This window comes from Cellulomonas sp. Y8 (genome assembly GCF_008033115.1).
Classification (GTDB): domain Bacteria; phylum Actinomycetota; class Actinomycetes; order Actinomycetales; family Cellulomonadaceae; genus Cellulomonas.
The window spans coordinates 3,077,300-3,103,640 of record NZ_CP041203.1 but is presented as its reverse complement, the minus strand read 5'-3'; the positions used below and the strand labels follow the sequence as shown (position 1 = coordinate 3,103,640).

Genomic DNA, 26,341 nt, shown 5'->3' with positions numbered 1-26,341 from the left:
TGTCCGTTTTGGGGCTTTTCACCCGAACGCTCGACAGGTTTCGCCCGGGCGCCGCCCGCGAGACCTCCGTCGCCCGCGCGCACCGGCGGCACCCGTCGACGTCGGCCGCGTGCGGGGGGCACCTGGGCCACCCGGGGGACGCCCGCCACCCGCCCGCGGCCCCCTTGGGGTGATATGTCCGGTTTTCACCCGTTAGTACCTGTCTGGCCCGAAATGCCCGGACTAGCCTCGGGGCTGCCGCGCGGCGTTCGCGGCGCCATCCCACACCCCCGTCCGAGGAGGAGCCATGACCGCAGGCGACCTGTCGCCCGCCGACATCCCGGTGGTGATCCTGTGCGGCGGCATGGGGACGCGCCTCCGCGAGGCCAGCGAGAAGCTGCCCAAGCCGCTGGTCGACATCGGCGGCCGGCCGATCCTCTGGCACATCATGAAAGACCTACAGCGAGCACGGCTTCCGCCGGTTCGTGCTGGCGCTCGGCTACAAGAGCGACCTGATCAAGCAGTACTTCCTGGACTACCGGCACCTGACCTCCGACTTCACGCTGCACCTCGGCGCGGACGGTGCGGAGTCGGAGCCCGTCTTCCACGGCACCGCCGCCAAGGAGGACTGGGAGATCACGTTCGTCGAGACCGGGCTGACCACGGCGACCGCCGCGCGCATCCGCCGCGTCGCCCAGCACCTCGACGCCGACCGGTTCGCCCTCACGTACGGCGACGGCATCGGCGACGTCGACATCACCGGCGCCCTGCGGCACCACGTCGAGCAGGGGCTGCTCGGGACGCTCACCGGCGTGCACCCGTCCAGCCGCTACGGCGAGATGCGGGTCGAGGGCGACACGGTCGTCGAGTTCAACGAGAAGCCGACCCTGGCCGACGGCTGGGTCAACGGCGGGTTCTTCCTGTTCGAGCGCGAGTTCGTCGACAAGTACCTCGACGACGACCCGGCGGTGATGCTCGAGAGCGCGCCGCTGCAGCAGCTCGCCCGGGACCGCCAGCTCTCCGTGTACGAGCACGAGGGCTTCTGGATGGGCATGGACACGTTCCGTGACTGGACGGAGCTGAACGGACTGTGGGACGCAGGTCGCGCCCCCTGGAAGATCTGGGAGGACTGAGCGCGTGCGCATCCTGGTCACCGGCACCGAGGGCTACCTCGGCAGCCTGCTCGCACCGACGCTGCTGGGCCGCGGCGACGAGGTCACCGGCCTCGACACCGGCTACTACAAGAACGGCTGGCTCTACAACGGCGTCCACGAGACCCCGCACACGCTGGTCAAGGACATCCGGCACGTCACCCCGGACGACCTGGTCGGCTTCGACGCGGTCGTGCACATGGCCGAGCTGTCGAACGACCCGATCGGCGACCGCATCGGCGAGGTCACGTACGACATCAATCACCACGGCTCGGTCGCGCTGGCCTCGGCCGCGAAGCGCGCCGGCGTGAGCCGGTTCGTCTACATGTCGTCCTGCTCGGTCTACGGCGTCGCCGACGGCACGGTCGACGAGACCAGCCCCACCGACCCGCAGACCGCCTACGCCCGGTGCAAGGCCCTGGTCGAGCGGGACGTCACGGCGCTGGCCGACGACGATTTCTCGCCGACGTTCCTGCGCAACGCGACGGCGTTCGGCGCCTCGCCGCGGCAGCGGTTCGACATCGTGCTGAACAACCTGGCGGGCCTGGCCTGGACGACGCACCGGATCGCGATGACCTCCGACGGCACGCCGTGGCGCCCGCTGGTGCACGGCCTGGACATCGCCAAGGCGATCCGCGCGGTGCTCGACGCCCCGCGCGAGGACGTGCACGCGCAGGTGCTGAACGTCGGCGCCGACGCGAACAACTACACGGTGCGCGAGATCGCCGAGACGGTCGGGGCCGAGTTCCCCGGCTGCGAGGTGTCGTTCGGCGAGCCGAGCGCGGACAACCGGTCGTACCGGGTGTCGTTCGCGAAGATCCGCGAGGTGCTCCCCGGCTTCGAGACCGACTGGGACGCCGCCGCCGGCGCCGCGCAGCTGCACCGGGTGTTCGAGCAGATCCAGCTCGACGCCGACACGTTCACCGGGCGCGGGCACACCCGCCTGGCGCAGATCGAGCACCTGCTCAAGACCGGCCAGGTGGACCCGCAGCTCTTCTGGACGGTGAACCCGTGAAGTACACCCCGACCGCCGTCGACGGCGTGATGATCGTCGACCTGGAGGAGCGCGGCGACGACCGCGGGTTCTTCGCGCGCACCTTCGACACCAGCGAGTTCGAGGCGCACGGCCTGGACACGACGGTCGCGCAGTGCAACCTGTCGTACAACCACGTGGCCGGGACGCTGCGCGGCCTGCACCGCCAGGTGCCGCCGTACGCCGAGGGCAAGCTGGTCCGCTGCACCGCCGGCGCGATCGTCGACGTGGCCGTGGACGTCCGCCCGGACTCCCCGACCTACGGCGAGCACGTGATGGTCGAGCTCTCGGCCGCGAACCGGCGGGCGCTGTTCATCCCGCCGTACGTGGCGCACGGCTACCAGACGCTGACCGACGGCGCCGAGGTGATCTACCAGGTCAGCGGCCCGTACGCCCCCGAGGGCGAGCAGGGCTTCCGGTACGACGACGCCGCGTTCGGCATCGAGTGGCCCGTGCCGGTCACGGTGATCTCGGACAAGGACGCGGCGTGGCCGCTGGTCTCGTCCGACGCCGCCGAGGTGGCGCCGTGATCGTCGTCGACTCGCTGCTGAAGGCGCGCCAGGCCGACGGCCGCCCGATCCGGGTGGCGCTGGTCGGCGCCGGGTTCATGGGCCGCGGCCTGGTGAACCAGATCGTCAACTCCGTGCCCGGCATGGACGTCGTCGCCATCGCGGCGCGGCACCCGGAGCAGGGCGTCCGGGCGTACACCGAGGCGGGGCTCACGGGCGTCGTCGAGGTGGACTCCCCGGCCGCGCTCGCCCGCGCCGCCGCGTCCGGCACCCCCGCCGTCACCGCCGACTACCGCGTGGCGGTCGCGTCCGACGCGGTCGACGTGGTGGTGGACGTGACCGGCGCGGTGGAGTTCGGCGCGCACGTCGCGCTCGCCTGCTTCGAGCACGGCAAGCACCTGGTGCTGATGAACGCCGAGGTCGACGCCACGGTCGGCGGCGAGCTCGCCCGCCTGGCCGACAAGGCCGGCGTCGTCTACACCGGCTGCGACGGCGACCAGCCCGGCGTGCAGATGAACCTGCACCGGTTCGTCACCGGGCTCGGCATGGACCACGACGGGCACGTCGACGAGCTGACCACCCGGTACGACGTGGACGAGCTCCGCGCGCTGGGCGGGGCCGTCGACTACGTGGTCGGGGCGCGCCCCGGGCCGGGCGTGTACATCCTGGCGACGCACGACGACCCGAAGCAGCGGCACTACCTGGAGCTCTACAAGCTGGGCACCGGGCCGCTCTACTCGTTCTACCAGCCGTACCACCTGTGCCACTTCGAGGTGCCGACGACGATCGCCCGGGCCGCGCTGCTCGGCGACGCGACGATCCGGCCGCTCGGGGCCCCGTCGGTGGAGGTCGTGACCACGGCCAAGACCGACCTCGCCGCCGGCACCGTGCTGGACGCGCTCGGCGGGTACCACTACTACGGCCAGGCGGAGAAGGCGGCGGTGACGCGGGACGAGCGGCTGCTGCCGGTCGGCGTCGCGGAGGGCTGCGTCCTCGTCCGGGACGTCCCGAAGGACGCGACGCTCACGTACGACGACGTCCGGCTCCCGGAGGGCCGGCTGGTCGACCGCCTCCGCGAGGCCCAGGCCGCCCTGGCCTGACCGGGCGCGCACGGGCCTGGGCCCAGCGACCCGGCGCGCGACCCGGCGCGCATCGCCACCCGATCCTCGCGCTGCCCCCCCTCGGGATCGGGGGGTGGCGCGAGAAAGGGGTGGGGACGCGCGCGACCTCCGCCTTCCGGCGCAGCCTCCTCCGATCGGGGTGGGCGGGGCCGGAAGGCGGAGGCCGAGCGCGCCCGCGGCGCGGACGGCGGCGCCCGCGGCGCCGGCGGCGGATCACCCGGATGCCAGCGGCTTCACCCGGGGTCGGCGGACAAACCGGACAAATCTACTCATAGGCTTCATCGCAGCAGGAACGGGCCTGGGGACGACGACCCGTCCCCCCGGCCACCCAGGACCACCAGGAGAGGGGGGACCGTGCCGTCCACCGACAGCAGCACGGACCTGCGCGCCCGCGCCGTCACGTTCTACCTGCCGCAGTTCCACCCGGTGCCGGAGAACGACGCGTGGTGGGGCCCCGGCTTCACCGAGTGGACGAACACCGCGAAGGCCCGGCCGCTGTTCCGCGGGCACGTGCAGCCCCACATCCCGGCGGACCTCGGGTTCTACGACCTGCGGATGCCCGAGGCGCGCGAGGCGCAGAGCGACCTCGCGCAGCGGTACGGCGTCGAGGCGTTCGTGTACTGGCACTACTGGTTCGGCGGCGGCCGGCGGATCCTCGAGCGCCCGTTCACCGAGGTGCTCGCCTCCGGCGCCCCGTCGGTGAAGTTCTGCCTCGCCTGGGCCAACCAGACCTGGAGCGGCATCTGGCACGGCGCCAGTGACCGCGTCCTGATGGAGCAGACGTACCCGGGGCCCGAGGACGAGCAGGCGCACTTCGACTCCCTGCTGCCCGCGTTCCGCGACGAGCGCTACCTGCGGGTGGACGACCGCCCCGTGTTCTACGTGTTCCGGCCGGAGGACCTGCCGGACGCCGCGGCGTTCGTCGACCGCTGGCAGGCGATGGCCCGCGCGGCCGGCCTGCCCGGGCTCTACCTCGTCGCCGAGGTGTCCGACCTGCTCGGCCGCGGCCCCAAGTACACCGACGTGGACGCGGCCGGCTTCGACGCCGGCGTCTACATGCGGATCCCCGCCCGGCAGACCCGCGCCGACGTGCTGCGGATGCGGCTGGGCCGGAAGCTCGGGAAGCCCGAGATCTTCCCGCACGCACCCGACTTCGAGCCCGCGCCCGCCGGCATCTCCGACCGCCTGCAGCCGTGCGTCTACCCGAACTGGGACAACTCCCCGCGCTCGGGCTCGCGCGCCGTCGTGGTCACCGGCTCCTCCCCCGAGCTGTTCGGCCGGCACGTGCGCCAGGCCGTCGACACCCTGGCGGACCGCCGGCCCGAGGAGCGGCTGCTGTGGGTCAAGTCCTGGAACGAGTGGGCCGAGGGCAACTACCTCGAGCCCGACCTGGAGCACGGGCACGCGTGGCTCGAGGCGCTGCGCGCCGGCCTGACCGGGACGAGCACGCTCGCCACGGAGCCGGCCCGGGTGCTCACGCCGCACCCCCTCGCGGCACCCGCCCCGTCGGACGGCGTCGCGCATGGGTGAGGCCACCACCGCGGCCCCGCTGCGCATCGCGATGCTGTCCTACTACCTCCCGTCGGGCAGCAAGATCGGCGTGGGCTTCCAGGCCCACGAGCTCGCCACCGAGCTGGCGCGCCGCGGCCACCACGTCGACATGTTCAGCGACTGCCCGCCCGTCCCCGGCGCGACCTACGGCCACCGGCACGTCGCGATGGCCGGCTCGCTGCGCACGTTCCGGTTCGCGACCGACCTGCGCAAGCAGGACTTCACGGGCTACGACGTGCTGCACGCGCACGGCGACGACTACTGGCTGTGGCGCCGGCGCGCGCCGCTGCACGTCCGCACGGTGCACGGCTCCTGCTTCGAGGAGGCGCGGCACATCCGCGGAGCCAAGGAGAAGCTCCGGATGCTGCTGCTCGGCATGACCGAGGTGCTCGCGTCCGTCGTCGCCGACCGGGTCGTCGTGGTGTCCCCGCAGACCCGCCGCTGGGTGCCGCGGTCGCACGACGTCATCCCGAACGGCGTCGACACCGCACGGTTCACCCCGGGCGACGCCGCGGGCCGCGCGGACCACCCGGTGGTGCTGTTCGTCGGCACCTGGCACGGCCGCAAGCGCGGCAAGGACCTGGCGGCGGCGTTCGCCCGGGACGTGCTGCCGCGGGTGCCGGAGGCCGAGCTGTGGATGGTCACGCGGGACGCCCCCGCCGACCCCGGGCCCGGCGTCAGGGTGCTCGGCCGGCTGTCCGACGAGGACCTGGCCGACGCCTACCGCCGCGCCTGGGTGTTCTGCCTGCCGTCGTCCTACGAGGGCTTCGGCATCCCGTACGCCGAGGCGATGGCCAGCGGCCTTCCGGTCGTCGCCACCCCGAACGTCGGCGCCCGGTACGTCTCCGACGAGGGCCGCGCCGCGGTGCTCGCCGACCTGGACGACCTGGGCACCGCGCTGGCCGACGTGCTGCTCGACGCCCCGCGCCGCGCGGCGCTGTCCGCCGCGGGCCTCGAGCGGTCCCGCGCCTTCTCGCTCACCGCCGTCGCCGACGCGTACGAGCGCCTGTACACGACCCCCCAGCAGCACGGAGACCAGTCATGACCGATGTCGCCATCCGGGCCGCCGGGGTCGGGAAGTCGTACCGGATCGCCACCTCCGACGACGCCCCGTCCACGGCCGCCGAGGCGGTGCTGCAGCGTCTGCGGCACCCGCTGCAGCGCGCGCAGTACGAGGAGTTCCGCGCCCTCGACGAGGTGAGCTTCGAGATCCCTCGCGGCGAGGCCGTCGGCATCCTGGGCCGCAACGGCGCCGGCAAGTCGACCCTGCTCAAGCTGCTGACCCGCGTCGCGGCGCCCACCCGGGGCCGCATCGAGCTCGCGGGCCGGGTCGGCTCGCTGCTGGAGGTCGGCACCGGCTTCCACCCGGAGCTCACCGGCCGCGAGAACGTGTTCCTCAACGGCACCCTGCTCGGGATGCGCAAGAGCGAGATCAAGCAGCGCTTCGACGAGATCGTGGCGTTCTCCGGCGTCGAGAAGTTCCTCGACACCCCGGTGAAGCGCTACTCCTCCGGCATGTACGTCCGGCTCGCGTTCGCGGTCGCCGCGCACCTCGACACCGAGATCCTCGCGGTCGACGAGGTGCTCGCGGTGGGCGACGCCGAGTTCCAGGCCAAGTGCCTCGACCGGATGCGCACCGTCGCATCCGAGGGCCGCACCGTGCTGTACGTGTCGCACCAGGTGCAGACCGTCAAGACGCTGTGCAGCTCGGCGATCTTCCTGGAGCACGGGAAGCTCGTCATGCACGGCACGGTCGACGACGCGATCGAGCTCTACCAGACCAGCCGGGACCGGGTCGCGATCAGCCAGACCGACATCGACCGCCGGCCCGGCACCGGCGAGGTCCGGATCACCTCCGCGACCGTGTCCAGCCCGCTGTACAAGACCACCGAGCCGAAGACCATCGAGTTCCTGGTCTCGGCCAACGCCGACTACATCGGCAAGTACTTCGTGTCCTGCCACATCAACGACCGGCACGGCACGACGATCCTGCAGTGCGACTCCCGGGTCAGCGGCCTGTGGCTGGACCCGGCGCAGGAGCAGAAGATCGCGCTCACCATCAAGGAGCCCTGGCTCAAGCCCGGCGAGTACACCGTCGACCTGTTCGTGTGCTCCTCCGGGGTGCTCGACTCGTTCGAGGGCGCCGGCCGGTTCGAGATCCACCCGGTGCTGCCCTACCCGCAGGCGGTCTCCGACGAGGGGCTCGACGCGGGCCTCGTCCTCGCCGACTTCGACTACGAGAGGCGCTGAGCGATGGCCACGCGCACGACTGTCATCAACCCGCCCGGGCGCCTGCCGCTGCCGGCGTGGCGCGAGATGTGGGAGGCCCGCGAGGTCTTCACCCGGTTCGGCATCCGCGACCTCAAGCTGCGCTACCGGCAGACCGCCCTCGGCGTCATCTGGGTGGTCCTGCAGCCGCTGCTGAGCGCCGGCATCTTCTCGATCGTGTTCGGGCAGATCGCCGACCTGTCCAGCGACGGCGTCCCGTACTTCGTGTTCTCGTTCACCGGCATGCTCGCGTGGACGCTGTTCAACGGGATCGTGTCACGGGCCGCGCCGTCGCTGGTGAACAACCAGGCGCTGGTGTCGAAGGTGTTCTTCCCGCGGCTGCTCGTCCCGCTGTCCTCGGTTCTGTCGGTGCTGGTGGACTTCCTGGTGGCGGGCGTGCTGATGGTCGGGCTGATCATCTGGTACGACATCCCGATCACCTGGGCCCTGCTCACGCTGCCGCTGTGGATCCTGGCGGTGATCCTGCTGGGCTCCGGGCTCGGCATGGCCGCCTCGGCGCTCATGGTGAAGTTCCGCGACATCGCCTACGTGGTGCCGTTCGCGCTGCAGACCCTGCTGTACGCCAGCCCGCTCGCCTACTCGCTGAGCGAGGTCGGCGAGGGCATCCGCTGGCTGTTCGACATCAACCCGCTGACCTGGATCCTCGAGGGCTTCCGGTGGTCGCTGCTCGGCCTCGCGGAGCCCGCGACGTGGCAGATGGCCGCGACGGCGGGGGTGAGCGTCGCGGTGTTCGTCGGCGGCGCGCTGATCTTCTCGAAGATGGAACGCGGCTTCGCGGACGTGATCTGACGTGGCCGCGCCCGCCGTCCCGCCGGTCGACCCGCCCGCCGGCGCCCCCGCCCCGGCCCCCCGCCGCCGGTGGGGCCGCCGCGGCGTGGTCCTGGGCCTGACCGCGGTCCTCGGCGCCTCGGCCGGGATCGGGGTGTGGCAGCTCGCCGCGCAGCAGCCCGGCACCGGCGACGGCGCCGTGGCCAGAGCGCCGACCGCGGGCGACCCCGCGGCGCGGATGTGCGGGGTCGCCGACCCCGACCGGTACGCCGCGCTGGCCGCCGACGCCCCGGTCGCGGACGTGCAGGACCTCGCCGACCTGGGCGACGCGGTGCCGCTCCAGCTCGCGGCCACCGGCGACCACGTGGCCGCGCTGCAGCGCGACGGCGGCACCACGACGATCAGCCGCTGGACGTCCGACGGGAAGGCCGGCACGCCCGTCGTGGTCGACGGCGGCGACGACGCGCCCGGCAGCTTCGCCCTGACGACCGACGGCGGCGTCCTGGCCACCGACGGCTCGGCCGGCGGCACGACCGTGGCGCTGTGGGCCGCGGGCTCGGCCGACCCGAGCACCACCTGGGACCTCGCGGCGCTCGACCGCGGCGACGTCCGGGCGGTGCTCGGCTGGACCGCGGGCCGCTCGGGCGTGCTCGCGACCGTCGTGCTCGCCGACTCGCACCGGCTGGCGCTGCTGCGCGCCGACGGCACCGTGGACGGTGACGGCCCGGAGCTCGAGTGGGGCTCCTACCCCCGGTTCTACCCGCAGGACGACGGCTCGCTCGTGCTGATGAGCGACGCCGACGACCAGTCGTCGTCGATCGCGCTCGTGCGGTACGCGGCGGACGGCACCCCGGGGCTGCGGATCGAGGGTCCGCTGTCCGGGGCGTCGAACGGCGGCGCGCCGGGCCTGGACCACCCGACCGGGGTCGCCACGGCCGCGGACGGCGGGCTGCTCGTGGCCGGGCCGACCTGGCGGCTGCTCGAGGTCGGCCCCGACGGCGTGTGGCGGCGCCAGTCGCTGTCCGGCGAGGGCCAGGGCTCGACCTTCCGGTTCGCCGACCTGACGCCGTTCGTGCGCGGCGGCGACGCCGTCTACTTCGCCTCCCCCCGCGAGGAGGGCGGCGGCCTGCAGCTGTCCCGCGTCGAGGACGCGGACCTGGACCTGCTGCTCGACGCCCCGATCGTCTGGGACGTGAACCACGCGTCGTCGCTCGACCTGCTCGGCTTCGGCGCGGGGCTGGGCACGGAGGCGGTGGACGACTACTTCGGGCCCGGGACGACGCCCGCGGTGCACGCCGCGTTCGCGCCGTCGTGGGGCGCGCTCGCCGACGCCTACGAGCTCCGCTACGAGGTGACCGGCGACCCCTGGCTGGACCCGCCCGTCGAGGCGACGTCCGGCACGGTGGCGATCCCGGCCGACGGCGGGGAGGTGCCGCTCGACCTGCCGGCGGCCCGGCCCGGCCCGTACGAGGTGCACGCCACCCTGGTCGAGAAGGCCACCGGCGCGGTCCGCACCGCCACCTGCCTGCGCTACGCCGTCGGCGGGGAGGGCGCGACCTACGACCCGGCCTCGCTGGCCGAGGGCGCCGACTGGGGCGGGCCCGGCCCGCTGCGCGGCGTCCAGCTCGCGGCGCAGCTCGGGCTCGGCAGCCACCGGGTGCAGCTCGACTTCGGCCGGCTGGTGCCGGACGTGACGGCCACCCCGTCGGCGGCCGGGCTGGACCTGGCGGCGCTGCCCGGCGCGGAGGACGGCGACCCGTTCGCGGGGATCGACGCCGCCGCGACCCTGGCCGCCGACTCGGACGTGCAGCTCTACGTGCAGGTCGGCCAGGGCGGGGAGGCGGAGGCCGAGGCCGTCGCCGACGGCACCTGGGGGGCCTGGGTCGGGGTGATCGCGGACGCGCTGCGCGCCGGCGCGCCCGACCTGCACCTCTGGGCCCCGTGGAACGAGCCGAACAACACCGGCTTCGGCGACGGCGCCGCCTACGCCACGCAGGTGCTCGCGCCGTTCGCCGACGCCGTGCGCGGGGCCGACCCGCAGGCCCGGGTCGTCGGCGGCAACGCGCTGAACGTCGTCGTGCCCTGGTACCAGCAGGTGGTCGACGCCGGCGGCTGCGCGTCGATGGACGTCGTCGGGATCCACCCCTACACCGGGTTCAACCGGTCCTGGGACGAGGAGGGCGCCGACGGCCCGATCGGGCAGATCACCGCGCTGCGCGAGGTGCTCGCGGCGTGCGGCGACGACGTCCCCGTCTGGGACACCGAGTCCGGCTGGTGGTCGGACGGCCCGGCGAACCACTGGGCGCAGGCCTACGACGTGGCCCGCTCCCTGCTGTGGATGCGCGAGCTCGGGGTGGACGAGTGGATGTACTTCTTCAGCGAGGGCGGCTGGGGCGAGGGCGGCTTCACCTGGTCGCTCGTGCAGCTGGGCTCGTTCGTGAAGCCCGGTGCGCTGGCGATGGCCGCGGTGTCCGGGGTCCTGGACGGCCGCGGGGCGCCCGACCTGCTCGACACCGGCGACCCGGCGCTGCACGCCATGGCGTTCGGCCCGGCGACCGGCGCGCCCTCGGCCGCGGGCAACCCGGCCCCCGCGGGCACCCGGGACGACCCGCTGCTCGCGGTCTGGACGCAGGACGAGGTGACCACGGCGCTGGTGACGGCAGACGCCGCGACCACCGTCACCGTGACGGACGTCTACGGCGGCGCCCGGACGGTCGACCTGGCCGCCGGCGAGCCGACCCCGCTGCCGGTCACCGGCTCGCCGGTGTTCCTCACCGCGGACGCCGCGCTCGCCGTCGCCCCGGACGCCGACGCGGGCACCGACCTGCTGGCCGACGGCACGGTGACGGCGAGCTCCAGCACCGACGGCACCGACCCGGCCGACCTGGTCGCCGAGGGCGGCGCGGGCGCGAACCCGTGGCGCGCCGGGGCCCGCACCGAGGACGGCCCGGACGACAGCCCGTGGGTGCAGGTCGACCTGGCGACGCCCGCCACCGTCGACCGGGTGGTCGTCGAGAGCGCCGGCATCCGGTGCTGCACCTCGGGGGTCCGGGCGTACACCGTCGAGGTGCAGGACGAGGACGGCGCGTGGCACGAGGTCGGCCGGCAGGACGGGCTGTTCCTGGCCCGCACCACGTCGGTGACCTTCGAGCCCCGCACCGTCACGGCGGTCCGGGTGCAGGTGCCCTCGACCACCACCCGGGGGATCACCGTCCCCGACGTGAACTACTCCGGCCAGTCCGGCGGGCTGCTGCCCGCGTGGGAGCCCGTGCGGCCCGAGCCGACCTGGCCCGTGTCGCTGGTGCGGCTCGCCGCCTACGGACCCGCCGCATGACCGACCCGACCGCCACCCGCTCCCAGGAGGGACGACGACGATGAGCCCCAGGGCCACCGTGGGCATGCCCGTCTACAACGGCGAGAAGTACCTGCCCGCCGCGCTCGACTCGGTGCGGGAGCAGGACGAGGCCGACCTCGAGATCGTGATCTCGGACAACGCCTCGACCGACGCCACCGAGGAGATCTGCCGCGCCGCGGCGGCCGAGGACGACCGCATCCGGTACGTCCGGCTGCCGGAGAACCGGGGCGGGCGGTTCAACTTCAACCACGTGCTGTCGCTGGCGACCGCCCCGTACTTCACCTGGGCCGCCGCCGACGACGTCCGGCGCCCGGCGTTCGTCCGGCGCTGCCTGGAGGTGTTCGCCGAGTCCGACCCGGCGACCGTCCTGGTGTACCCGCGCACGCAGATCATCGACGCGGGCGGGATCGTCACCGAGGACCTGAACGACGCCGACCTCGCGTGCGACGAGCCGACGCCGCACGAGCGGATGGGCCACTTCCTGCGGGCGCAGGCGGCGCACCTGTTCTACGGCCTGCACCGCACGGACGCGCTGCGCCGCACCCGGGGCATCCGGCCGACGGTCGGGAACGACCTGGTGATCCTGGCCGAGCTCGCCTGCCAGGGGCCGTTCCAGCTGGTGCCCGAGCAGCTGTTCCTGCAGCGCCGGCACAGCGAGCAGTTCTCCCAGCAGGGGCAGGCGCAGGTCGCCTGGCACGCCCCGTCCGCGTCGGTGCGGTTCGCGTTCCCGCACACGAAGGTCAGCGTCGAGCTCGCCCAGGGCGTGCTCGCCTCGGACGTGCCCGCCGCGGAGAAGGCGCGCGCGCTGGCGACGATCCCCGTGGCGTGGACGATCCCGCGCTGGCGCGGGCCGGCCGCCGACGTGTGGGCGGCCCTCGGGCTCGAGCCGCGGAGCCGGCGCCGGTGAGCGCGTCCGGCGGGTCCGGCGGGACGGGCGGGTCGGGCGGCGGCGACGCCGGCGCGGCCGCGCGCGTGCCCGAGGTGCACGTCCTCACCCCCGGCGACCACTTCTCCCCGCGCACCGGGTCGGCCATCCCGACGGTCGTCGACGGGCTCTGCGCGGCACTCCCGGCGGGCGCGGCCCCGCGGCCCCGGGTCGTCGTCGCGGACGGCACGTACCCCGACCGGTACGCCAGCGCGGACCCGGTGGGCTACCCGCTCGCCACCGCGCGCCCGGCGGACCGCTACCTCGACGCGCTGGCCGGGCGGCTCGGGCTCGCACGCCCGGGCGTGCGGCGCACGCTGCGCCCGACGCTGGGCGACCAGGAGGCGTGGGCGCCCGGCGTGGTGCTCGCGCACAACGCCCCGCAGCTGGTCCCGCTGGTGCACGAGCGCCACGCGGCCGTGCTGTACGCGCACAACCTGCTGCTGCGCACCTACAGCCCGCGCGAGGCCGACCGGGTGCTCGGCCGGGCCGCCGCGATCGTGTGCGTCAGCGGCGCCCTCGCCGACCAGACCGCGGCGCACCTGCCCGCGCGGCTGCGCGACCGGCTCCGGGTCGTGCCGAACGGCGTCGACACCACCCGGTTCGTGCCGCGCCCGGACCCGGGGCGCGGCGAGCGGCTGCGGGTGCTGTTCGTCGGCCGGATGATCCCGGACAAGGGCGCGGACGTGGTCCTGGACGCGGTCGCACGGCTCGGCCGGGACGACGTCGAGCTGACGCTGGTCGGCTCGCAGAACTTCGACGCGGGCGCGGCCCCGTCGCCGTACGAGCGGGACCTGCGCGCGAAGGCCGCCGCGCTGGGCGACCGGGTGCGGCTGCTGCCGTTCACCCCGCGCGCCGAGGTGGCCGCGGTGTACCGGGACGCGGACGTCGTGGTCGTGCCCTCGCGGTGGGCGGAGCCGTTCGCGCTCACCGTCATGGAGGGCATGGCCAGCGGGGTCCCCGTCGTGGCGTCGGCGATCGGCGGCATCCCCGAGGTCGCGGGCGACGCCGGCGTGCTGGTGCGCCCGGACGACCCTGCGGAGCTCGCCGCGGCGCTCGAGGCCCTCGCCGACGACGAGGCGCTGCGCCGCCGGATCGGGTCGCGCTGCCGGTCCTGGGCGCGGACCCACGACTGGGCCTGGGCGCGCGGGCGGCTGGACGCCGTGCTCACCGAGGTGGCGGGTGTTTCACCCACGCCGGTCGGGTGAACCTTTTGCACCAGATGTCCGATTTGTGGAGGTGACCGGCACGATGGTCCCCATGCGCGTGCTCCGGGTGTCCCACAGCGCCGTCGTCACGGCGTGGCGCGGGCGCGAGGCCGCCCTGCGCGCCCGCGGCCTGACGGTGCGGACGCTCAGCGCGCGCACCTGGGAGGAGGGCGGCCGGGACGTCGACCTGGAGCCGCAGCCGGGCGAGGACGTCGTCGGCGTGCGCACGATCGGCCGCCACCCGAACGTGTTCCTCTACGACCCGCGGCCGATCTGGCGCGCGCTCGGCGGGGACTGGGACGTGCTCGACCTGCACGAGGAGCCTGCCGCGCTGGCCACGGCCGAGGTGCTGCTGCTCCGGGCGCTGCGCCGGTCGCGCGTCCCCTACGTGCTCTACTCCGCGCAGAACATCGCCAAGCGCTACCCCGTGCCGTTCCGCTGGTGGGAGCGCCGGGCCCTGCGCGGGGCCGGCGCGGTCAGCGTGTGCAACGCCGAGGCCGGCGACGTGCTGCGTGCCAAGGGGCTCAGCGCCCCGGCGCACGTCGTCGGGCTCGGCGTCGAGGCGGCGGAGGCGGCCGGGTCCGCCGACGCCGCCACCCCGGGTGCCGACGAGGGCACCCCCACGGACGCCGGCGTAGTCGGTGCGGCCGCCCCCGCACGCACCGGCTACGTCGGCCGCCTCCTGCACCCGCACAAGGGGCTCGACGTGCTGCTCGACGCCGCCGAGGCGGACCCGCGGATCACCGTGGCGATCGCCGGGGCCGGCCCGCACGAGGCCGCGCTGCGCGCTCGGGCCGCGACGCCCGCGCTGGCGGGCCGGGTGACGTTCCACGGGCACCTGTCCGGGGAGGCGCTGGCCGCGTTCTACCGGGGGCTCGACGTGCTCGCGGTCCCGTCCGTGCCGACGCCCGGCTGGCTGGAGCAGTTCGGCCGGGTCGCGGTCGAGGCGATGGCCGCGGGCGTGCCCGTGGTGGCCTCCGACAGCGGGGCGCTGCGCGACGTCGTCGGCGGGGCCGGCACCCTGATGCCCCCGGGCGACGCCGCGGCGCTGGCCGCCGCCCTCGTGGCGGTCGTGGACGAGCCGGGCCGGGCGGCGCGCATGCGCGCGGCGGGCACGGAGCGCGCGGGCGAGTACACCTGGGCGGCGATCGCCGAGCGGTACGAGGCGATGTACCGCGAGGTCGTCGCGGGTGCCGGACGCGGCGACATCGGTGGTTCACCCCGAGATCGGCGGTTCCACGCACCGATCTCGAGCGGGACCGCCGATCTCGGCGAGCGCGGCGCCGGCGAGGACGACCCCGAGGTGGTCGTCGTCGCGTACGGGGCCGCCGAGCTGCTCGCGCGGGCGCTCGCGCCCGTGGCCGGCGCGCTGCGCGTGACCGTCGTCGACAACTCCGGCGACCCCGAGGTCCGGCGCGTCGCCGAGGACGCCGGGGCGCGCTACCTCGACCCCGGCGCCAACCTCGGGTTCGCCGCCGCCGTGAACCTCGGGGTGCGCAGCGCGCGCCCCGGCGCGGACGTGCTGCTGCTCAACCCGGACGCCCGGGTCGACCTGGCCGGCGTGCGGACCCTGCACCGCGCGCTGCGCGCCGACGCGGGTCTGGCCGCCGTCGGCCCCGCGCAGGTGGACGACGACGGCGCCCCGGCCCGGGTGCGCTGGCCGTTCCCGACGCCGGCCGCCGCGTGGCGGCCAGGCCGCGGGCCTCGGCGTCCCGGAGACCGCCGACGGCTTCGTGATCGGCTCCGTGCTGCTGCTCCGCGCCGAGGCGCTGGCCGCGGTCGGCGGGTTCGACGAGCGGTTCTTCCTGTACTCCGAGGAGACCGACTGGCAGCGCCGCGCGCACGACGCCGGCTGGCGCTCGGCCGTGGTCGAGGACGTGCTCGCCGGCCACGTCGGCGCCGGCACCAGCACCGACCCGACCCGGCGCGAGACGCACTTCCACGCGTCCCAGGAGCGGTACTTCCGGACGCACCACGGCGCGGCGGGCTGGGCGTCGGCCCGCGCGGCCGTCGCGCTCGGCGCGGTGCCGCGCGCGCTGCTCCCCGGCGACCGCGGCGCCGCCGCACGGCTGCGGCTGCGGCTCTACCTGCGCGGCCCGCTGCGGGCCGAGGCGGCGCTGGGCGACCCGCGCACCCCGCGGCCGGCCCCCGCGCCCCCGGTCCCGCCCGCCCCCGTGCGCACCGCGCACGCCGCAGACGCCGGCACGACCCCCGAGACCGCCGACCGGGAGGCCGCCGCGTGACGACCACGACCCCGCCCGCCGTGCCCCGCGCCGCGGCGCCCGCCCCCGAGCTCGCCCCCGGCGTCCGCCCGCACCGCGTCGCGGTCTCCGGCGCGCTCGCCGAGCGTCTCCCCCGCACCACCGCCGGCCGCCGCGCGCTGGCCGGGGGTGCGCTCGTCGCCACCGCCCTCGTCGTCGGCGCGGCCACCTCCACCCAGCCGGTGCTGGCCCTCGGCGTCGCCGCGGTGGTGCTGGTCGTCGGCCTCACGCTCCGGATGCCGATGGCGCTGCCCGTGCTCGGCATGCCGCTGCTGCTCCTGGTCAACCGGGTCGGCGGGGCGCTGTCGGTCTCGGACTTCGTGCTGTTCGCCGCGTTCTGGCCGGCGCTGCTGTTCGGCCGGCGCCCGCTGACCCGGCCCATGCGCAACGTGCTGTGGGCGTCGGCGTTCTACCAGGCCACGGTGCTGTTCACCGTCATCGCCAACCCCTACGTCGCGAACGCCGTCGAGTGGTTCCACGAGTGGCTGCTGGTCGGCGGCGCGCTCCTCGTCGGCTGGGCGATCGGCGCCGCCGGGCACGCGCGGCTCGCGCTGGGCCTGTACGTCGGCGGCTCCGGCGTCGTCGCCCTCGCCGCCCTGGGCCAGTTCGCCGTGAACGCGGCGTCCGGGAACTTCGGGCCGGTGTACCTCAACGAGCCGCTGCTCATGCACAAGAACTACATCGGGTGCGTGCTGGCGTTCGCGGCGATCATCGTCTACACCCGGCCGCGGTGGCTGCGGTGGAACGACCTGATCTGCCTCGGCCTGTTCGGGCTGTTCCTCGCCGGCATCCTCGTGGCGCAGTCCCGGCAGGCGCTCATCGGCCTGGCCGTCGCCATCGCCGTCGTCGCGCTGCGGCCCGACCCGCACCGGCACCGCTCGAAGGTCGTGCTGCTCGCCATCGCCGGCGCCGCGGTCGTCATCGGCACGCTCGTGCAGGACCAGCTCGAGTCCGGCAACCAGTACAACTCCGCCTACCAGCGGCTGACCTGGTTCCGGCAGTCGCTGCTGATCTGGGAGCAGTACCCGTGGTTCGGCGCCGGCCTGCGCTGGTGGTACACCGACCGGTTCGAGGAGAACTTCCAGCCTCCGAACGCCGAGTTCGAGATGCTGTCGTCCGGCGGCATCGTCGGGCTCGTCGGGTTCCTCGTGATGTTCCTGGCGATCCTGGTCGTCCTCTGGCGGGTCGACTCCCGGTACGGCACCCTCGCGTTCGTCCTGGTGCTCATGCGGTTCGTGCAGGGTCAGTTCGACCTGTTCTGGGTAGCGGCCCAGGTGTCGATCCCGTTCGTCATCGCCGGCATCTGCCTCGGCGCGCAGGCGCACGCGCAGCGCTCCGGGGAGGTCGAGGACGAGCCCGCGGTGCTCGGACCGCCGCCGCCCCCGTCGTCCCGGAGCACCCCCGGCCCGTCCGACAGCCCCGCCGGCCGGCGCGCCCGGCACCTGCGCGAGGCCGTCGTCGGCGGTCGGCCGCGCCGCCGCCGCCCCGCGCTGCCCGTCGGCCACCGGGAGCCCTCGTGACCGCGCCCGGCGCCCCCGCGGCGCCCCCCGACGTCGTGCACGTCGTGTGCACCGACGCCTTCGCCGGCGTGGAGCGCTACGTCACGACGCTCGCCCGCACCCAGGACGCCCGCGGCCTGCGGGTGCACGTCCTCGGCGGGGCCGCGGACCGGATGCCCGCCGAGCTCGCGGGCTCCGGCGTCCGCTGGTCCCCCGCGCCCACCCCGCTGCGCGCCGCCCGCGCGCTGCGCGGGTTGGACGCCCGGCTCGTGCACGCGCACATGACCGCCGCCGAGCTCGCCGCGACCGCCGCGGCGCGCGCGCCGGTGGTCGCGACCCGGCACTTCGCCGACCGCCGCGGGTCGTCCGCGGTGGGCCGCGCCGTCGGCCGGTTCGTCGCGCCGCGGATCGCCGCGCAGGTCGCGATCAGCGCGTTCGTGGCCGATCGCGTGGAGGGCCCGTCGACCGTCGTGCACCCCGGCGTCCCGGTGGTCCCGCGCACCGGCGCGGAGCCGGACCGCCGCCCCGTGGTGCTGATGGCGCAGCGGCTCGAGGCCGAGAAGCGCACCGACGTCGCCCTGCGGATGTGGGCCGCCTCCGGCCTGGCCGCCGAGGGCTGGGAGCTGCACCTGGCGGGCGACGGCGCCCTGCGCCCCGAGCTGGAGGCGCTGGCGGCCTCGCTGGGCCTCGGCGGGTCCGTGCGGTTCCTCGGCATGCGCGCCGACGTGCCCGCGCTGCTGGCCACCGCCGGGATCTTCTTCGCGCCGCGCGGCGACGAGCCGTACGGCCTGTCCGCCGTCGAGGCGATGGCGCACGGCACCCCCGTGGTCGCCGGCCGCGGCGGCGGGCACTCCGAGACGGTCGGGGCCGCCGACGGCGCCGTGCTCGTGCCGCCGGACGACGTCGAGGCCGCGGGCGCCGCGCTCGCCCGGCTCGCCCGCGACCCCGAGCGCCGCGCCGCCTACGGCGAGGAGCTGCGGGCGCTGCAGCAGCGCCGGTTCGGGCCGGAGACGCACGCGGACGGGATCGCGGCGGTGTACGCGGCGGCGCTGGGCGCCCCGCTCGTCGCCACGACGGCGCCCGCCGCGGCCTCGACGCCCGCCGCCCCCGAGGCCGCCCGGTGAGCGCCGGGACCCGGGACGCGGCGGGCCCCGCGGTGGGCCCCGACGCGGCCGCGGACCCCGCGGCCCGCCCCGGCGGCACCGCGGCCGCCGGCGACCGCCGCGACCTCGTCGTGCTCTCCCTCGAGCCGTGGGACGAGGTGTGGCGCCGCAACCAGCACCTGGTCGCCGGGCTGCTCGCGGCCGACCCCGGCCTGCGGGTGCTGTTCGTCGAGCCGCCGGTCGACCACCTGCACGACCTGCGGCGCGGCGCGTCCCCGACGTTCGGCCGGCGGCTGCGCGCGCTGGGGCCGGACGACGGCGCCCCCGAGGGCCGCGCCTGGGCGTACCGACCCACCAAGTGGCTGCCCCGGCGCCTCGACCCGGCGGGCGACGACCGCCGCGCGCGCACCGTCGCCCGGGTGGCGCGCCGGCTCGGCATGCCCGACCCCGTGCTCTGGGTGAACGACCCCGACGGCGCCGCGGTGCTCCGCGCCACCGGCTGGCGGTCGCTGTACGACGTGACCGACGACTGGCTGCGGGCCGTGCGCGAGCCCGCCGAGCTCGCGCGGACCCGCGCGGCGGAGGACCTGCTCGTCGAGCGGTGCGCCGAGGTCGTCGTGTGCTCCCCCGCCCTCGCGCGGGCCAAGGGCGCCGACCGCCCGGTCACGCTGCTGACCAACGCCGTCGACGTCGACGCCTACCGCACGCCGCAGCCGCGCCCCGCGGACCTGCCGGACGGGCCGTACGCGGTGTACGTCGGGACGATGCACCCGGACCGCCTGGACGTGGAGGCCTGCCTGCGGGTCGCCACCCACCTGCGGGCGACCGGAGCGCGCCTCGTCCTCGTCGGCCCCGCGCTGCTCGACCCGCTGGACCTGACCCGGCTGGACGCCGCCGGCGCCCTGGTGCTGGGCCCGCGCCCGGCGGCGCTGGTGCCCGGGTACCTGCAGCACGCCGGCGTCCTGCTCGTGCCGCACGTGGTCGACGGGTTCACCGACTCGCTGGACCCGATCAAGCTCTACGAGTACCTGGCCGTCGGCCGGCCCGTCGTCGCCACCCCGGTCGCGGGGTTCCGGGACCAGCCCGCGGACCGCGTGACCACGGCCTCGCCGCAGAACCTCGCCGACGCCGTCGTGCGGGTGCTCGCGGAGGGCCGCCCGGACGGGATCGGGCCGGCGCCGGCGGACGTGCCGCGCTGGTCGGACCGGGTGCGCGAGATGCAGGCGGTGCTCAGCCGCGTGCGGGCCTCGCGACCCGCCGCCACACCGCGGTGAGCCGCTCGGCCGTGCGGGCGACCGCGTAGTCCGCCTGCACGTCCTTCCACGCGCGGTCCGCGCGCGCCGCCGCCTCCTCCGGGCGGTCCAGCACCCGCGCGACGGCCTCGGCCAGCGCCGGCACGTCCCGCGGCGCCACCACGAGGCACCGCGGCGTGCCGTCGGCCGCCACGGCGATCTCGTCCACGCCGCCGCCCGCGGTCGCGACCACCGGCACGCCACGGGCCATGCCCTCGACGACGACCTGGCCGAACGGCTCCGGCACCGGCGAGGCGTGCACCAGGACCGACAGGCGGTCGATCTCCCCGACGGGGTCCGCGACCCAGCCGGTCAGCTCGACCCTGTCGGTGAGACCCAGCGCCGCGACCTGCGCGCGCAGCTCGACCTCGTACGCCTGCTCCTCGAACAGCGCGGCGCCGACCACCCGGAACCGGGCGTCGGGGAACCGCTCGGCGAGCAGCGCGGCGGCGGCCACGAACTCGCGCTGGCCCTTCGTCGGGCTCACCCGGCCGACCAGCCCGATCACGGGGGTGGCGGGTGCGGGGCGGGCGGCCGGGTCGGCGGCGACCTGCTCCGGCGCGAGGCCGGGGTACGCGAGCGTCCAGCCGCGCGGCAGCGGCAGCAGCGTGCGCGCGGTGGCGTGCGAGTTCACGACGACGTGCCGGGGCCCGCGGCGCGCCAGCACCCGCAGCACCCGGGCGACCGGCGCCGGCAGGTAGTCCTCGGCGATCCGGTCGTGCACGTGCCAGACGAGCGGGCGGCGGGCGAGCCGGGCGGCGGGCAGGCCCAGGACGTCCGCCTTGAGGGACGTCGTGTGCACGACGTCGGGCTGCAGGTCCCGGAGCAGCCGGGCGAGCCGCGCCACGAACGGCAGGGTCGCGGCCGCCGAGCGGGCCGCGCCGACGGCGGACCGGCCGGCGGCCGCGCGGTCGGTCTGCGCGATCCGGGGGTCCAGGTGCAGGACCCGGACCGCGACCCCGGCGTCCCGCAGCCGCCCGGCCAGGGGCCCGTCGGCGAACAGCACGACGGTGACCTCGACCGCGGCCGGGTCGAGCGCACGGACCGTGCGCAGCAGCGCCAGCTCCGCGCCGCCGAGCTGGGCGGTGTGGTCGAGGACGACCACCCGCACCGGGCGCGGGGCGGCGTCCGGTGCGGGGGCCGCGGTCACTTCGACTCGGCGGCGACCGGCGCGCGGTCCTCGGCGGGGCGGTCGGCGTCGGCGTCGGCGTCGGCCTCGGCGTCCGCGTCCGCGCGCGCGGGCCGGTCGGCTGCACGCTCGTCCCCGGAGGGCTGCGCGTCGTCGGTGTCGTCGGCGCGGTGCTGACCGTCGCCGCGGGGCCCGGGCACGTCGTCGCCGGTCTCGGCCTCGGCGGCGTGCTCGGCCTCGGCGGCGTGCTCGGCCTCGGCGGGCGGCTCCGCCGCCGTCGCAGCCGGGTCGGCGGGCCCGTCCGCGGCGCGCTCGCCCGCGGCGTCCTCGGCGTCCGCCTCCGCGGACTCCTCGGCCCCGGCGAACGCGTACGTCGCCTCGTAGGTCGCCTCGCTGCGCTCGGTCGTGCCGTCGACCGACAGGCCGAGCAGCGCGGCGTTCGCGGCCCGCAGGCGCTCCGCGGACTCCTCGACCGCGCCGACGTGCGTGTGGCCCAGCGTCACCGCGAGCAGCACGCCGTCGGCGTACGAGCCGAGGATCGTCGCGTCGGCCGCGACCAGCATCGGCGGGGCGTCGATGATGACGACGTCGGCGGTGGCCCGGAGCTGCTCCACGAGGGCGCGGACGTCGGACGAGGCCAGGAAGTCGGCCGGGTCCAGCTCCGTCTGCAGCGCGGGGTGCACCGACAGGTGCGGGATCGCCGTCGGCAGCGCGGCGGTGCGGGCGCGGCCGCCGGCCCGGCCGGTGCGCACGGGCGCGTCGGCGTCGGCCGGCAGCAGCGCGTTGAGCCGCGGCTGGCGCAGGTCGCCGGACAGCACGACCACGCTCCGGCCCGACAGGGCCCAGGACGCCGCCAGGTTCGCGGCCAGGAACGACCGCGGGGTCTCGACGTCCGCGGCGGTCACGACGATCACGGCGCTGCCGGAGTCGTTCTCGACCGCGGCCTGGAGCGCGGTGCGGAGCTCGCGGATCGACCGGGTGTACGCCGTCGCCTCCCGGCGGGCGACCGGCAGGGTGCCCTCCGCCTCGGCCGACTTGAGGGCGACTCCGGTGCCCGAGAGCCGCGCCAGCACCGGGGCGCCGGCCGAGCGGCGCGCCTGGCCGGACGTGCGGACCTTGGTGTCCAGGCCGCGGCGGACCACCGCGAGGCCGATGCCGACGAGCAGGCCGGCCAGGGCCGCGATCGCGTAGACCAGGCTGCCCGGGATGCTCACCAGCGTGCTGCCGACGGCGTTCTGCAGGATGCTCGCGGGCGAGGCCAGCAGCTGGGCCTGGGTGAGCTGGCCGGACAGCGTCTGGTACTGGTCCATCGTGGTCGAGTACTGCGCCTCGAGCAGGCCGTCCACCGGGTCGACCTGGGCGTTCGGGTTCGTCGCCGCCGTCGCCGCGGCCGCCGCGCGCCGGGCCTCCGTGATGGCCTTCTGCTGCTGGTCGATGCTGGTGGCGAGGGTGCTCAGCCGCTCCTGCATCGACGCGAGGTCGTCGTCGAACTGCGCCTGCAGCGCCGCGACGTACGCCGTGGCGATCGCGTTGGCACGGTCCACCGTCGCGTCCGCGTCGGGGCCGGTCTCGGTGATGATGACGTTGCTCGGGTTGTCCGTGGCGTACTCCGCCGACGACGACGCGGCGAGGCCGTCCGCCAGGTCGGCGTCGCCGAGGTCCTCCGCCGCGGCGGCCGTCACGGCGTCGCTCGTCACCAGGCTCGGGTCGCTCTCCAGCCGCACGCCGGCCGCGGCCAGCGTCTCGGCGTCGACGATCTGCACCGTCGCCGTGCTCGCGTACTGCGGCTCCTGGCGGGACACGTACAGGTACGCGCCGCCGAGCGCGGCGAGCACGGACACCAGCACCAGCCACTTGCCGAACCAGATGGTCCGGAACATGTCCTGCAGGGTCATCGGGATCGCCTCTCGGTCAGCACAGGTTCTGCGGGGTCGGGCCGCTCGGGTCCGGCGGACCGCCCGGCCGCGCGCTCCTCGCGCACGACGCGGTGCAGCCGCTCGACGAACCGCTCCGCGGCGAAGTCGTCGGCGTGCGCGGTCAGCACCGAGGGGTCCCAGGTGCGGGCCAGCGCGCGACCGGCGGCCTCGGCCACCAGGTCGGGGTCGGGGGCGTCGAAGAACTCCCCGGTGACGCCGTCGCGGACGGTGTCGAGGTACCCGCCGTCGCGCAGCACGACGGACGGGCGGCCGAAGGCGGCGGCCTCCAGCGGGGACAGGCCGTAGTCCTCGTACGAGGCGGCGACCAGGGCGGCGCTGTTCCGGTAGAGCCAGCGCAGGCGCGCGTCGTCGACCCGGCCGGCCAGGTGCACGCGCGGCAGGTCGCGCACGCGGTGCTCGAGCGCGGCGCGCTCCGGGCCGTCGCCGACCACGACCAGCCGCGCACCCGGGGTGCGCCGCACGGCCTCGATCACGACGTCCACGTTCTTGTACGGCAGCAGCCGCGCCACGCACAGCAGGAACCCGGGCTCGACGCCCGCGACCGGGGTCTCGGCGCCGCCCGGCAGCATGGCGGGCGGCGGCGGCACGATCTCCGCCTCGATGCCGTAGACCTCGCGGATCGCGCGGGCGGTGACCGTCGAGTTCGCCAGGTAGCGGTCGGCGGTCGCCGCGGCGCGCCGGTCCCACGACCGCAGCGCCGGGGCGAGCAGCCCGAGGGCCGCCGCCGCGAGCCGGCGCTGGGTCCCGCCGGGGGCGTGGCCCGAGCCGCCCTGCCGCGACGGGCCGAGGTACCGGTCCGACTGGTAGAGCCAGCGCGCCGGGGCGTGGCAGTACACGACCTTCCGGCCGGTGGTCGGGAACCCGTGCGCCCAGCCCGTCGACGAGGCCAGCAGCACGTCCGCCTCGATCGGCGTCGCGCCCACGGCCGGGGCGAGCAGCGGCAGCGCGAGCCGGTGGTGCCGGCGCAGCACGCCGAACCGGTCGATCGGGCTGGTCCGCACGTCCAGCGGCGCGAACTCCGGGAAGGTCGCGGCCGGGTCGTACAGCGTCGTGTAGAGGGGGGCACCGGGGAACGCGTCCGCCATCACCAGGGCGACGCGCTCCGCGCCGCCGCGCTGCGTGGCGTAGTCGTGCGCCAGCGCGACCCCGTCACCGACCGCCATGACCGCTCACGACGACGTGCACGGTGCGCCACAGGATCATCAGGTCGAAGGCGATCGACCAGTTCTCCACGTACCGGAGGTCCAGCTTGACCGCCTCCTCCCACGCGAGGTCGGCGCGGCCGCTGATCTGCCACAGGCCCGTGAGGCCGGGCTTCACCAGCAGGCGGCGGCGCGCGGACTCCCGGTACTGGGCCACCTCGTAGGGCAGCGGCGGGCGCGGGCCGACGAGCGCCATCTCGCCCTTGACCACGTTGATCAGCTGCGGCAGCTCGTCGAGCGAGTGCTTGCGCAGGAAGTGGCCGATGCGGGTGATCCGGGGGTCGCGGTCCATCTTGAACAGCGGGCCGTCGGCCTCGTTCGCGGCGCGCAGCGCGGCCAGCCGCTCCTCGGCGTCGACCACCATGCTCCGGAACTTCAGCATGGAGAACTCGCGGCCCTCCTTGCCGACCCGGGTCTGCTTGAACAGCACCGGACCGGGGCTGGTGAGCTTCACCGCGAGGGCCGTGGCGGCCAGCACCGGCGACAGCACGAGCAGCGCGCCGAGCGCGAACGCCGTGTCGAACGCGCGCTTCGCGAGGATCCGGGACCGGCGCGACTCGGCGGCGTTCACGTGGATCAGCGACAGCCCGGCCGTCGGCTCCAGCGTCACGCGCGGGCCGAAGACCTCGACGATGCCCGGGGCGACGACCAGCTCGGTGTCGGTCCGCTGCAGCGCCCAGGACAGCCGGCGCAGCGCCTGCCCCGACAGCTCGGAGCCGGTGACGATCACGACGTCGAACTCGCCGTCGACCGCGACCTGCACGACGTCCGACACCGTGCCGAGCACCGGGACGCCCAGCGCGGGCAGCGGGCCGTCGAACGAGGGCACGCACACGCCGGCGATGTTGTAGCCGTACTGCGGCAGCCCGCACAGGTCGTCGACCACGTGCGTGATCGAGGAGGCGTCACCGACCACCAGGGTGCGGCGCATCGACTCGCCCTGGGCGCGACGCTTGTGCAGCGACCGGCGCGCCAGGTGACGGGCGCCGAGCAGCAGCACCGCGACGAGCGGCAGCGCGAGGAACACGATCGTGCGGGGCACGTCCACGTCCGCGCCGACCGCGAACACCGCGAGGGCGGCCGCGGTGAGCACGCCGCCGCGGATCACGGCCTCGAACTCCTGGTGGCCGTCGCCGATCACCTGGCGGTCGTAGCCGCGCTCCACCGCGACGAACGCGATGTAGAGCAGGCCGATCATCAGGCCCCAGGACAGCTGGAGCAGCGTGACGCCGTGCATGAGGAACAGCAGCAGCGTGGGCACGCAGGTGGCCAGGACGACGTCCCGGGCCAGGGTCTCGACCTGGTAGGCGGCGTGCGAGCCGCGCCAGCCCGAGGGCGCGGCGTGGCCCAGCGGCTCGTGGAACGGGCGGTCGGACGCCCAGGACAGCCGGGGGCCGCGGGTGTCGCGGCGGCGCTCGGCGGCGGCGTGCTCGGCCGGGGTGCGCTCGGCGGCGGCCTCGTCCGCGGCGGGCTGCTCCGCGGGGCGCTCGGCGGCGCCCTCGGGGGCCGTCGTGCCGCTCGGTGCCGCCGTGCCCGGTGCCGCGACGTCGCGCTGCGTGGAGCGCGAGACGTCGTGATCGTCGAGCAGACTCATGTCGGATCCCCCCGGGCGGCTTTGGTGTGAGTTGAGGCTATATCAGCGTGTTTGTCCTAGTCCGCCCGAAGTGTCCGTTTTCACCCCTTTCACACCCGTATGGGCGAGCGCAGCCCCCCTGACGTGCACGAACACCCCCGAACGGCCCCCTCCGGGGGTGCCCGGGGCGGGTGGTGCTGACCAGCGCGAACCCCGCTGACCAGCGCCGACGCGGGGCGCGCGGCGGGCCGGCGGCGGCGCGGTTCACCCGCCCGCGCAGACCCGCCGGCCCCGGCCCCGGCCCCGGCCAGCGCCCGAGCGCCCGGACGCCGCGCACGACGGACCGGGGCGTGCGTCGAGCAAGCAATCGACGCGTCGAGCGAGTAGTCGCCGGCTGCTCGCTCGACGCGTCGGCTGCTCGCTCGGCGGCGCGGCCGCGGCGCGGGGCGGGCGACG

18 protein-coding genes and 1 pseudogene are annotated in these 26,341 nt (G+C 75.9%); 15 read left to right on the top strand and 4 right to left on the bottom strand.

The features are described from left to right. Nucleotides 1–286 precede the first annotated feature (286 nt). From FKM96_RS22280 to FKM96_RS13940, 15 genes and pseudogenes are all read left to right on the top strand, one after another. A pseudogene (locus tag FKM96_RS22280) lies at nt 287–421 on the top strand (sugar phosphate nucleotidyltransferase); the annotation flags it as partial. Between the two features lie 43 nt (nt 422–464). Further along, nucleotides 465–1,112 carry a sugar phosphate nucleotidyltransferase gene (locus FKM96_RS14010; RefSeq protein ID WP_210417278.1) on the top strand — a complete coding sequence of 216 codons (648 nt, stop codon included), beginning with the start codon at nt 465–467 and terminating at the stop codon, nt 1,110–1,112. A gap of 4 nt (nt 1,113–1,116) precedes the next feature. Further along, on the top strand, nt 1,117–2,145 hold the full coding sequence (locus FKM96_RS14005) for an NAD(P)-dependent oxidoreductase (RefSeq protein WP_147795761.1): 1,029 nt from the start codon (nt 1,117–1,119) through the stop codon (nt 2,143–2,145). Beyond that, on the top strand, nt 2,142–2,693 hold the full coding sequence (rfbC, locus tag FKM96_RS14000; RefSeq protein WP_147795760.1) for a dTDP-4-dehydrorhamnose 3,5-epimerase: 552 nt from the start codon (nt 2,142–2,144) through the stop codon (nt 2,691–2,693). Before FKM96_RS14005 ends, rfbC begins: the two co-directional genes overlap by 4 nt. After that, nucleotides 2,690–3,772, top strand: a complete 1,083-nt coding sequence (locus tag FKM96_RS13995; protein ID WP_147795759.1) for an NAD(P)H-dependent oxidoreductase — start codon at nt 2,690–2,692, stop codon at nt 3,770–3,772. The genes rfbC and FKM96_RS13995 overlap by 4 nt, the downstream gene beginning before the upstream one ends. A gap of 375 nt (nt 3,773–4,147) precedes the next feature. Then, nucleotides 4,148–5,323 carry a glycoside hydrolase family 99-like domain-containing protein gene (locus FKM96_RS13990; protein ID WP_210417277.1) on the top strand — a complete coding sequence of 392 codons (1,176 nt, stop codon included), beginning with the start codon at nt 4,148–4,150 and terminating at the stop codon, nt 5,321–5,323. Further along, on the top strand, nt 5,316–6,389 hold the full coding sequence (locus FKM96_RS13985; RefSeq protein ID WP_147795758.1) for a glycosyltransferase family 4 protein: 1,074 nt from the start codon (nt 5,316–5,318) through the stop codon (nt 6,387–6,389). Before FKM96_RS13990 ends, FKM96_RS13985 begins: the two co-directional genes overlap by 8 nt. Further along, nucleotides 6,386–7,594 carry an ABC transporter ATP-binding protein gene (locus FKM96_RS13980; protein WP_147795757.1) on the top strand — a complete coding sequence of 403 codons (1,209 nt, stop codon included), beginning with the start codon at nt 6,386–6,388 and terminating at the stop codon, nt 7,592–7,594. Before FKM96_RS13985 ends, FKM96_RS13980 begins: the two co-directional genes overlap by 4 nt. A 3-nt stretch (nt 7,595–7,597) precedes the next feature. Beyond that, nucleotides 7,598–8,422 (top strand): ABC transporter permease, encoded by an 825-nt coding sequence (locus tag FKM96_RS13975; RefSeq protein WP_147795756.1) that lies wholly within the window; start codon nt 7,598–7,600, stop codon nt 8,420–8,422. A 1-nt stretch (nt 8,423) separates the two neighbouring features. After that, nucleotides 8,424–11,735 carry a discoidin domain-containing protein gene (locus tag FKM96_RS13970; protein ID WP_147795755.1) on the top strand — a complete coding sequence of 1,104 codons (3,312 nt, stop codon included), beginning with the start codon at nt 8,424–8,426 and terminating at the stop codon, nt 11,733–11,735. Nucleotides 11,736–11,775: 40 nt separating this feature from the next. Continuing rightward, complete coding sequence (locus tag FKM96_RS13965) at nt 11,776–12,663, top strand: glycosyltransferase family 2 protein (protein WP_147795754.1); 888 nt, start codon at nt 11,776–11,778, stop codon at nt 12,661–12,663. After that, complete coding sequence (locus FKM96_RS13960) at nt 12,660–13,889, top strand: glycosyltransferase family 4 protein (RefSeq protein WP_147795753.1); 1,230 nt, start codon at nt 12,660–12,662, stop codon at nt 13,887–13,889. Before FKM96_RS13965 ends, FKM96_RS13960 begins: the two co-directional genes overlap by 4 nt. Nucleotides 13,890–13,941: 52 nt before the next feature. Further along, nucleotides 13,942–17,670, top strand: coding sequence for a glycosyltransferase (locus FKM96_RS21655; protein WP_246854979.1), 3,729 nt, complete (start codon nt 13,942–13,944; stop codon nt 17,668–17,670). Beyond that, nucleotides 17,667–18,773 carry a glycosyltransferase family 4 protein gene (locus tag FKM96_RS13945; protein ID WP_147795751.1) on the top strand — a complete coding sequence of 369 codons (1,107 nt, stop codon included), beginning with the start codon at nt 17,667–17,669 and terminating at the stop codon, nt 18,771–18,773. The genes FKM96_RS21655 and FKM96_RS13945 overlap by 4 nt, the downstream gene beginning before the upstream one ends. Then, nucleotides 18,770–20,026 carry a glycosyltransferase gene (locus tag FKM96_RS13940; RefSeq protein WP_246854978.1) on the top strand — a complete coding sequence of 419 codons (1,257 nt, stop codon included), beginning with the start codon at nt 18,770–18,772 and terminating at the stop codon, nt 20,024–20,026. The genes FKM96_RS13945 and FKM96_RS13940 overlap by 4 nt, the downstream gene beginning before the upstream one ends. Here the strand turns inward: FKM96_RS13940 and FKM96_RS13935 are convergent. The 4 genes from FKM96_RS13935 to FKM96_RS13920 are packed head-to-tail and all read right to left on the bottom strand — an operon-like array spanning nt 19,983 to nt 25,906. Further along, nucleotides 19,983–21,194 carry a glycosyltransferase gene (locus tag FKM96_RS13935; protein WP_147795750.1) on the bottom strand — a complete coding sequence of 404 codons (1,212 nt, stop codon included), beginning with the start codon at nt 21,192–21,194 and terminating at the stop codon, nt 19,983–19,985. The two genes, FKM96_RS13940 and FKM96_RS13935, sit on opposite strands and share 44 nt — an antisense overlap. Beyond that, nucleotides 21,191–23,068: a polysaccharide biosynthesis tyrosine autokinase gene (locus FKM96_RS13930; RefSeq protein WP_147795749.1), complete on the bottom strand. Its 1,878-nt coding sequence runs from the start codon at nt 23,066–23,068 to the stop codon at nt 21,191–21,193. The genes FKM96_RS13935 and FKM96_RS13930 overlap by 4 nt, the downstream gene beginning before the upstream one ends. Then, nucleotides 23,065–24,273, bottom strand: a complete 1,209-nt coding sequence (locus tag FKM96_RS13925; RefSeq protein ID WP_147795748.1) for a glycosyltransferase — start codon at nt 24,271–24,273, stop codon at nt 23,065–23,067. The genes FKM96_RS13930 and FKM96_RS13925 overlap by 4 nt, the downstream gene beginning before the upstream one ends. Next, nucleotides 24,260–25,906: a sugar transferase gene (locus FKM96_RS13920; protein ID WP_147795747.1), complete on the bottom strand. Its 1,647-nt coding sequence runs from the start codon at nt 25,904–25,906 to the stop codon at nt 24,260–24,262. The genes FKM96_RS13925 and FKM96_RS13920 overlap by 14 nt, the downstream gene beginning before the upstream one ends. Nucleotides 25,907–26,341: the final 435 nt, after the last annotated feature.

Coding starts and splice junctions, on each gene's coding strand:
- FKM96_RS13985 (WP_147795758.1), top strand. CDS start 5,316: ATGGGTGAGGCCACCACCGCGGCCCCGCTGCGCATCGCGATGCTGTCC.
- FKM96_RS13980 (WP_147795757.1), top strand. CDS start 6,386: ATGACCGATGTCGCCATCCGGGCCGCCGGGGTCGGGAAGTCGTACCGG.
- FKM96_RS13975 (WP_147795756.1), top strand. CDS start 7,598: ATGGCCACGCGCACGACTGTCATCAACCCGCCCGGGCGCCTGCCGCTG.
- FKM96_RS13965 (WP_147795754.1), top strand. CDS start 11,776: ATGAGCCCCAGGGCCACCGTGGGCATGCCCGTCTACAACGGCGAGAAG.
- FKM96_RS21655 (WP_246854979.1), top strand. CDS start 13,942: ATGCGCGTGCTCCGGGTGTCCCACAGCGCCGTCGTCACGGCGTGGCGC.
- FKM96_RS13930 (WP_147795749.1), bottom strand. CDS start 23,068: ATGACCCTGCAGGACATGTTCCGGACCATCTGGTTCGGCAAGTGGCTG.
- FKM96_RS13925 (WP_147795748.1), bottom strand. CDS start 24,273: ATGGCGGTCGGTGACGGGGTCGCGCTGGCGCACGACTACGCCACGCAG.
- FKM96_RS13920 (WP_147795747.1), bottom strand. CDS start 25,906: ATGAGTCTGCTCGACGATCACGACGTCTCGCGCTCCACGCAGCGCGAC.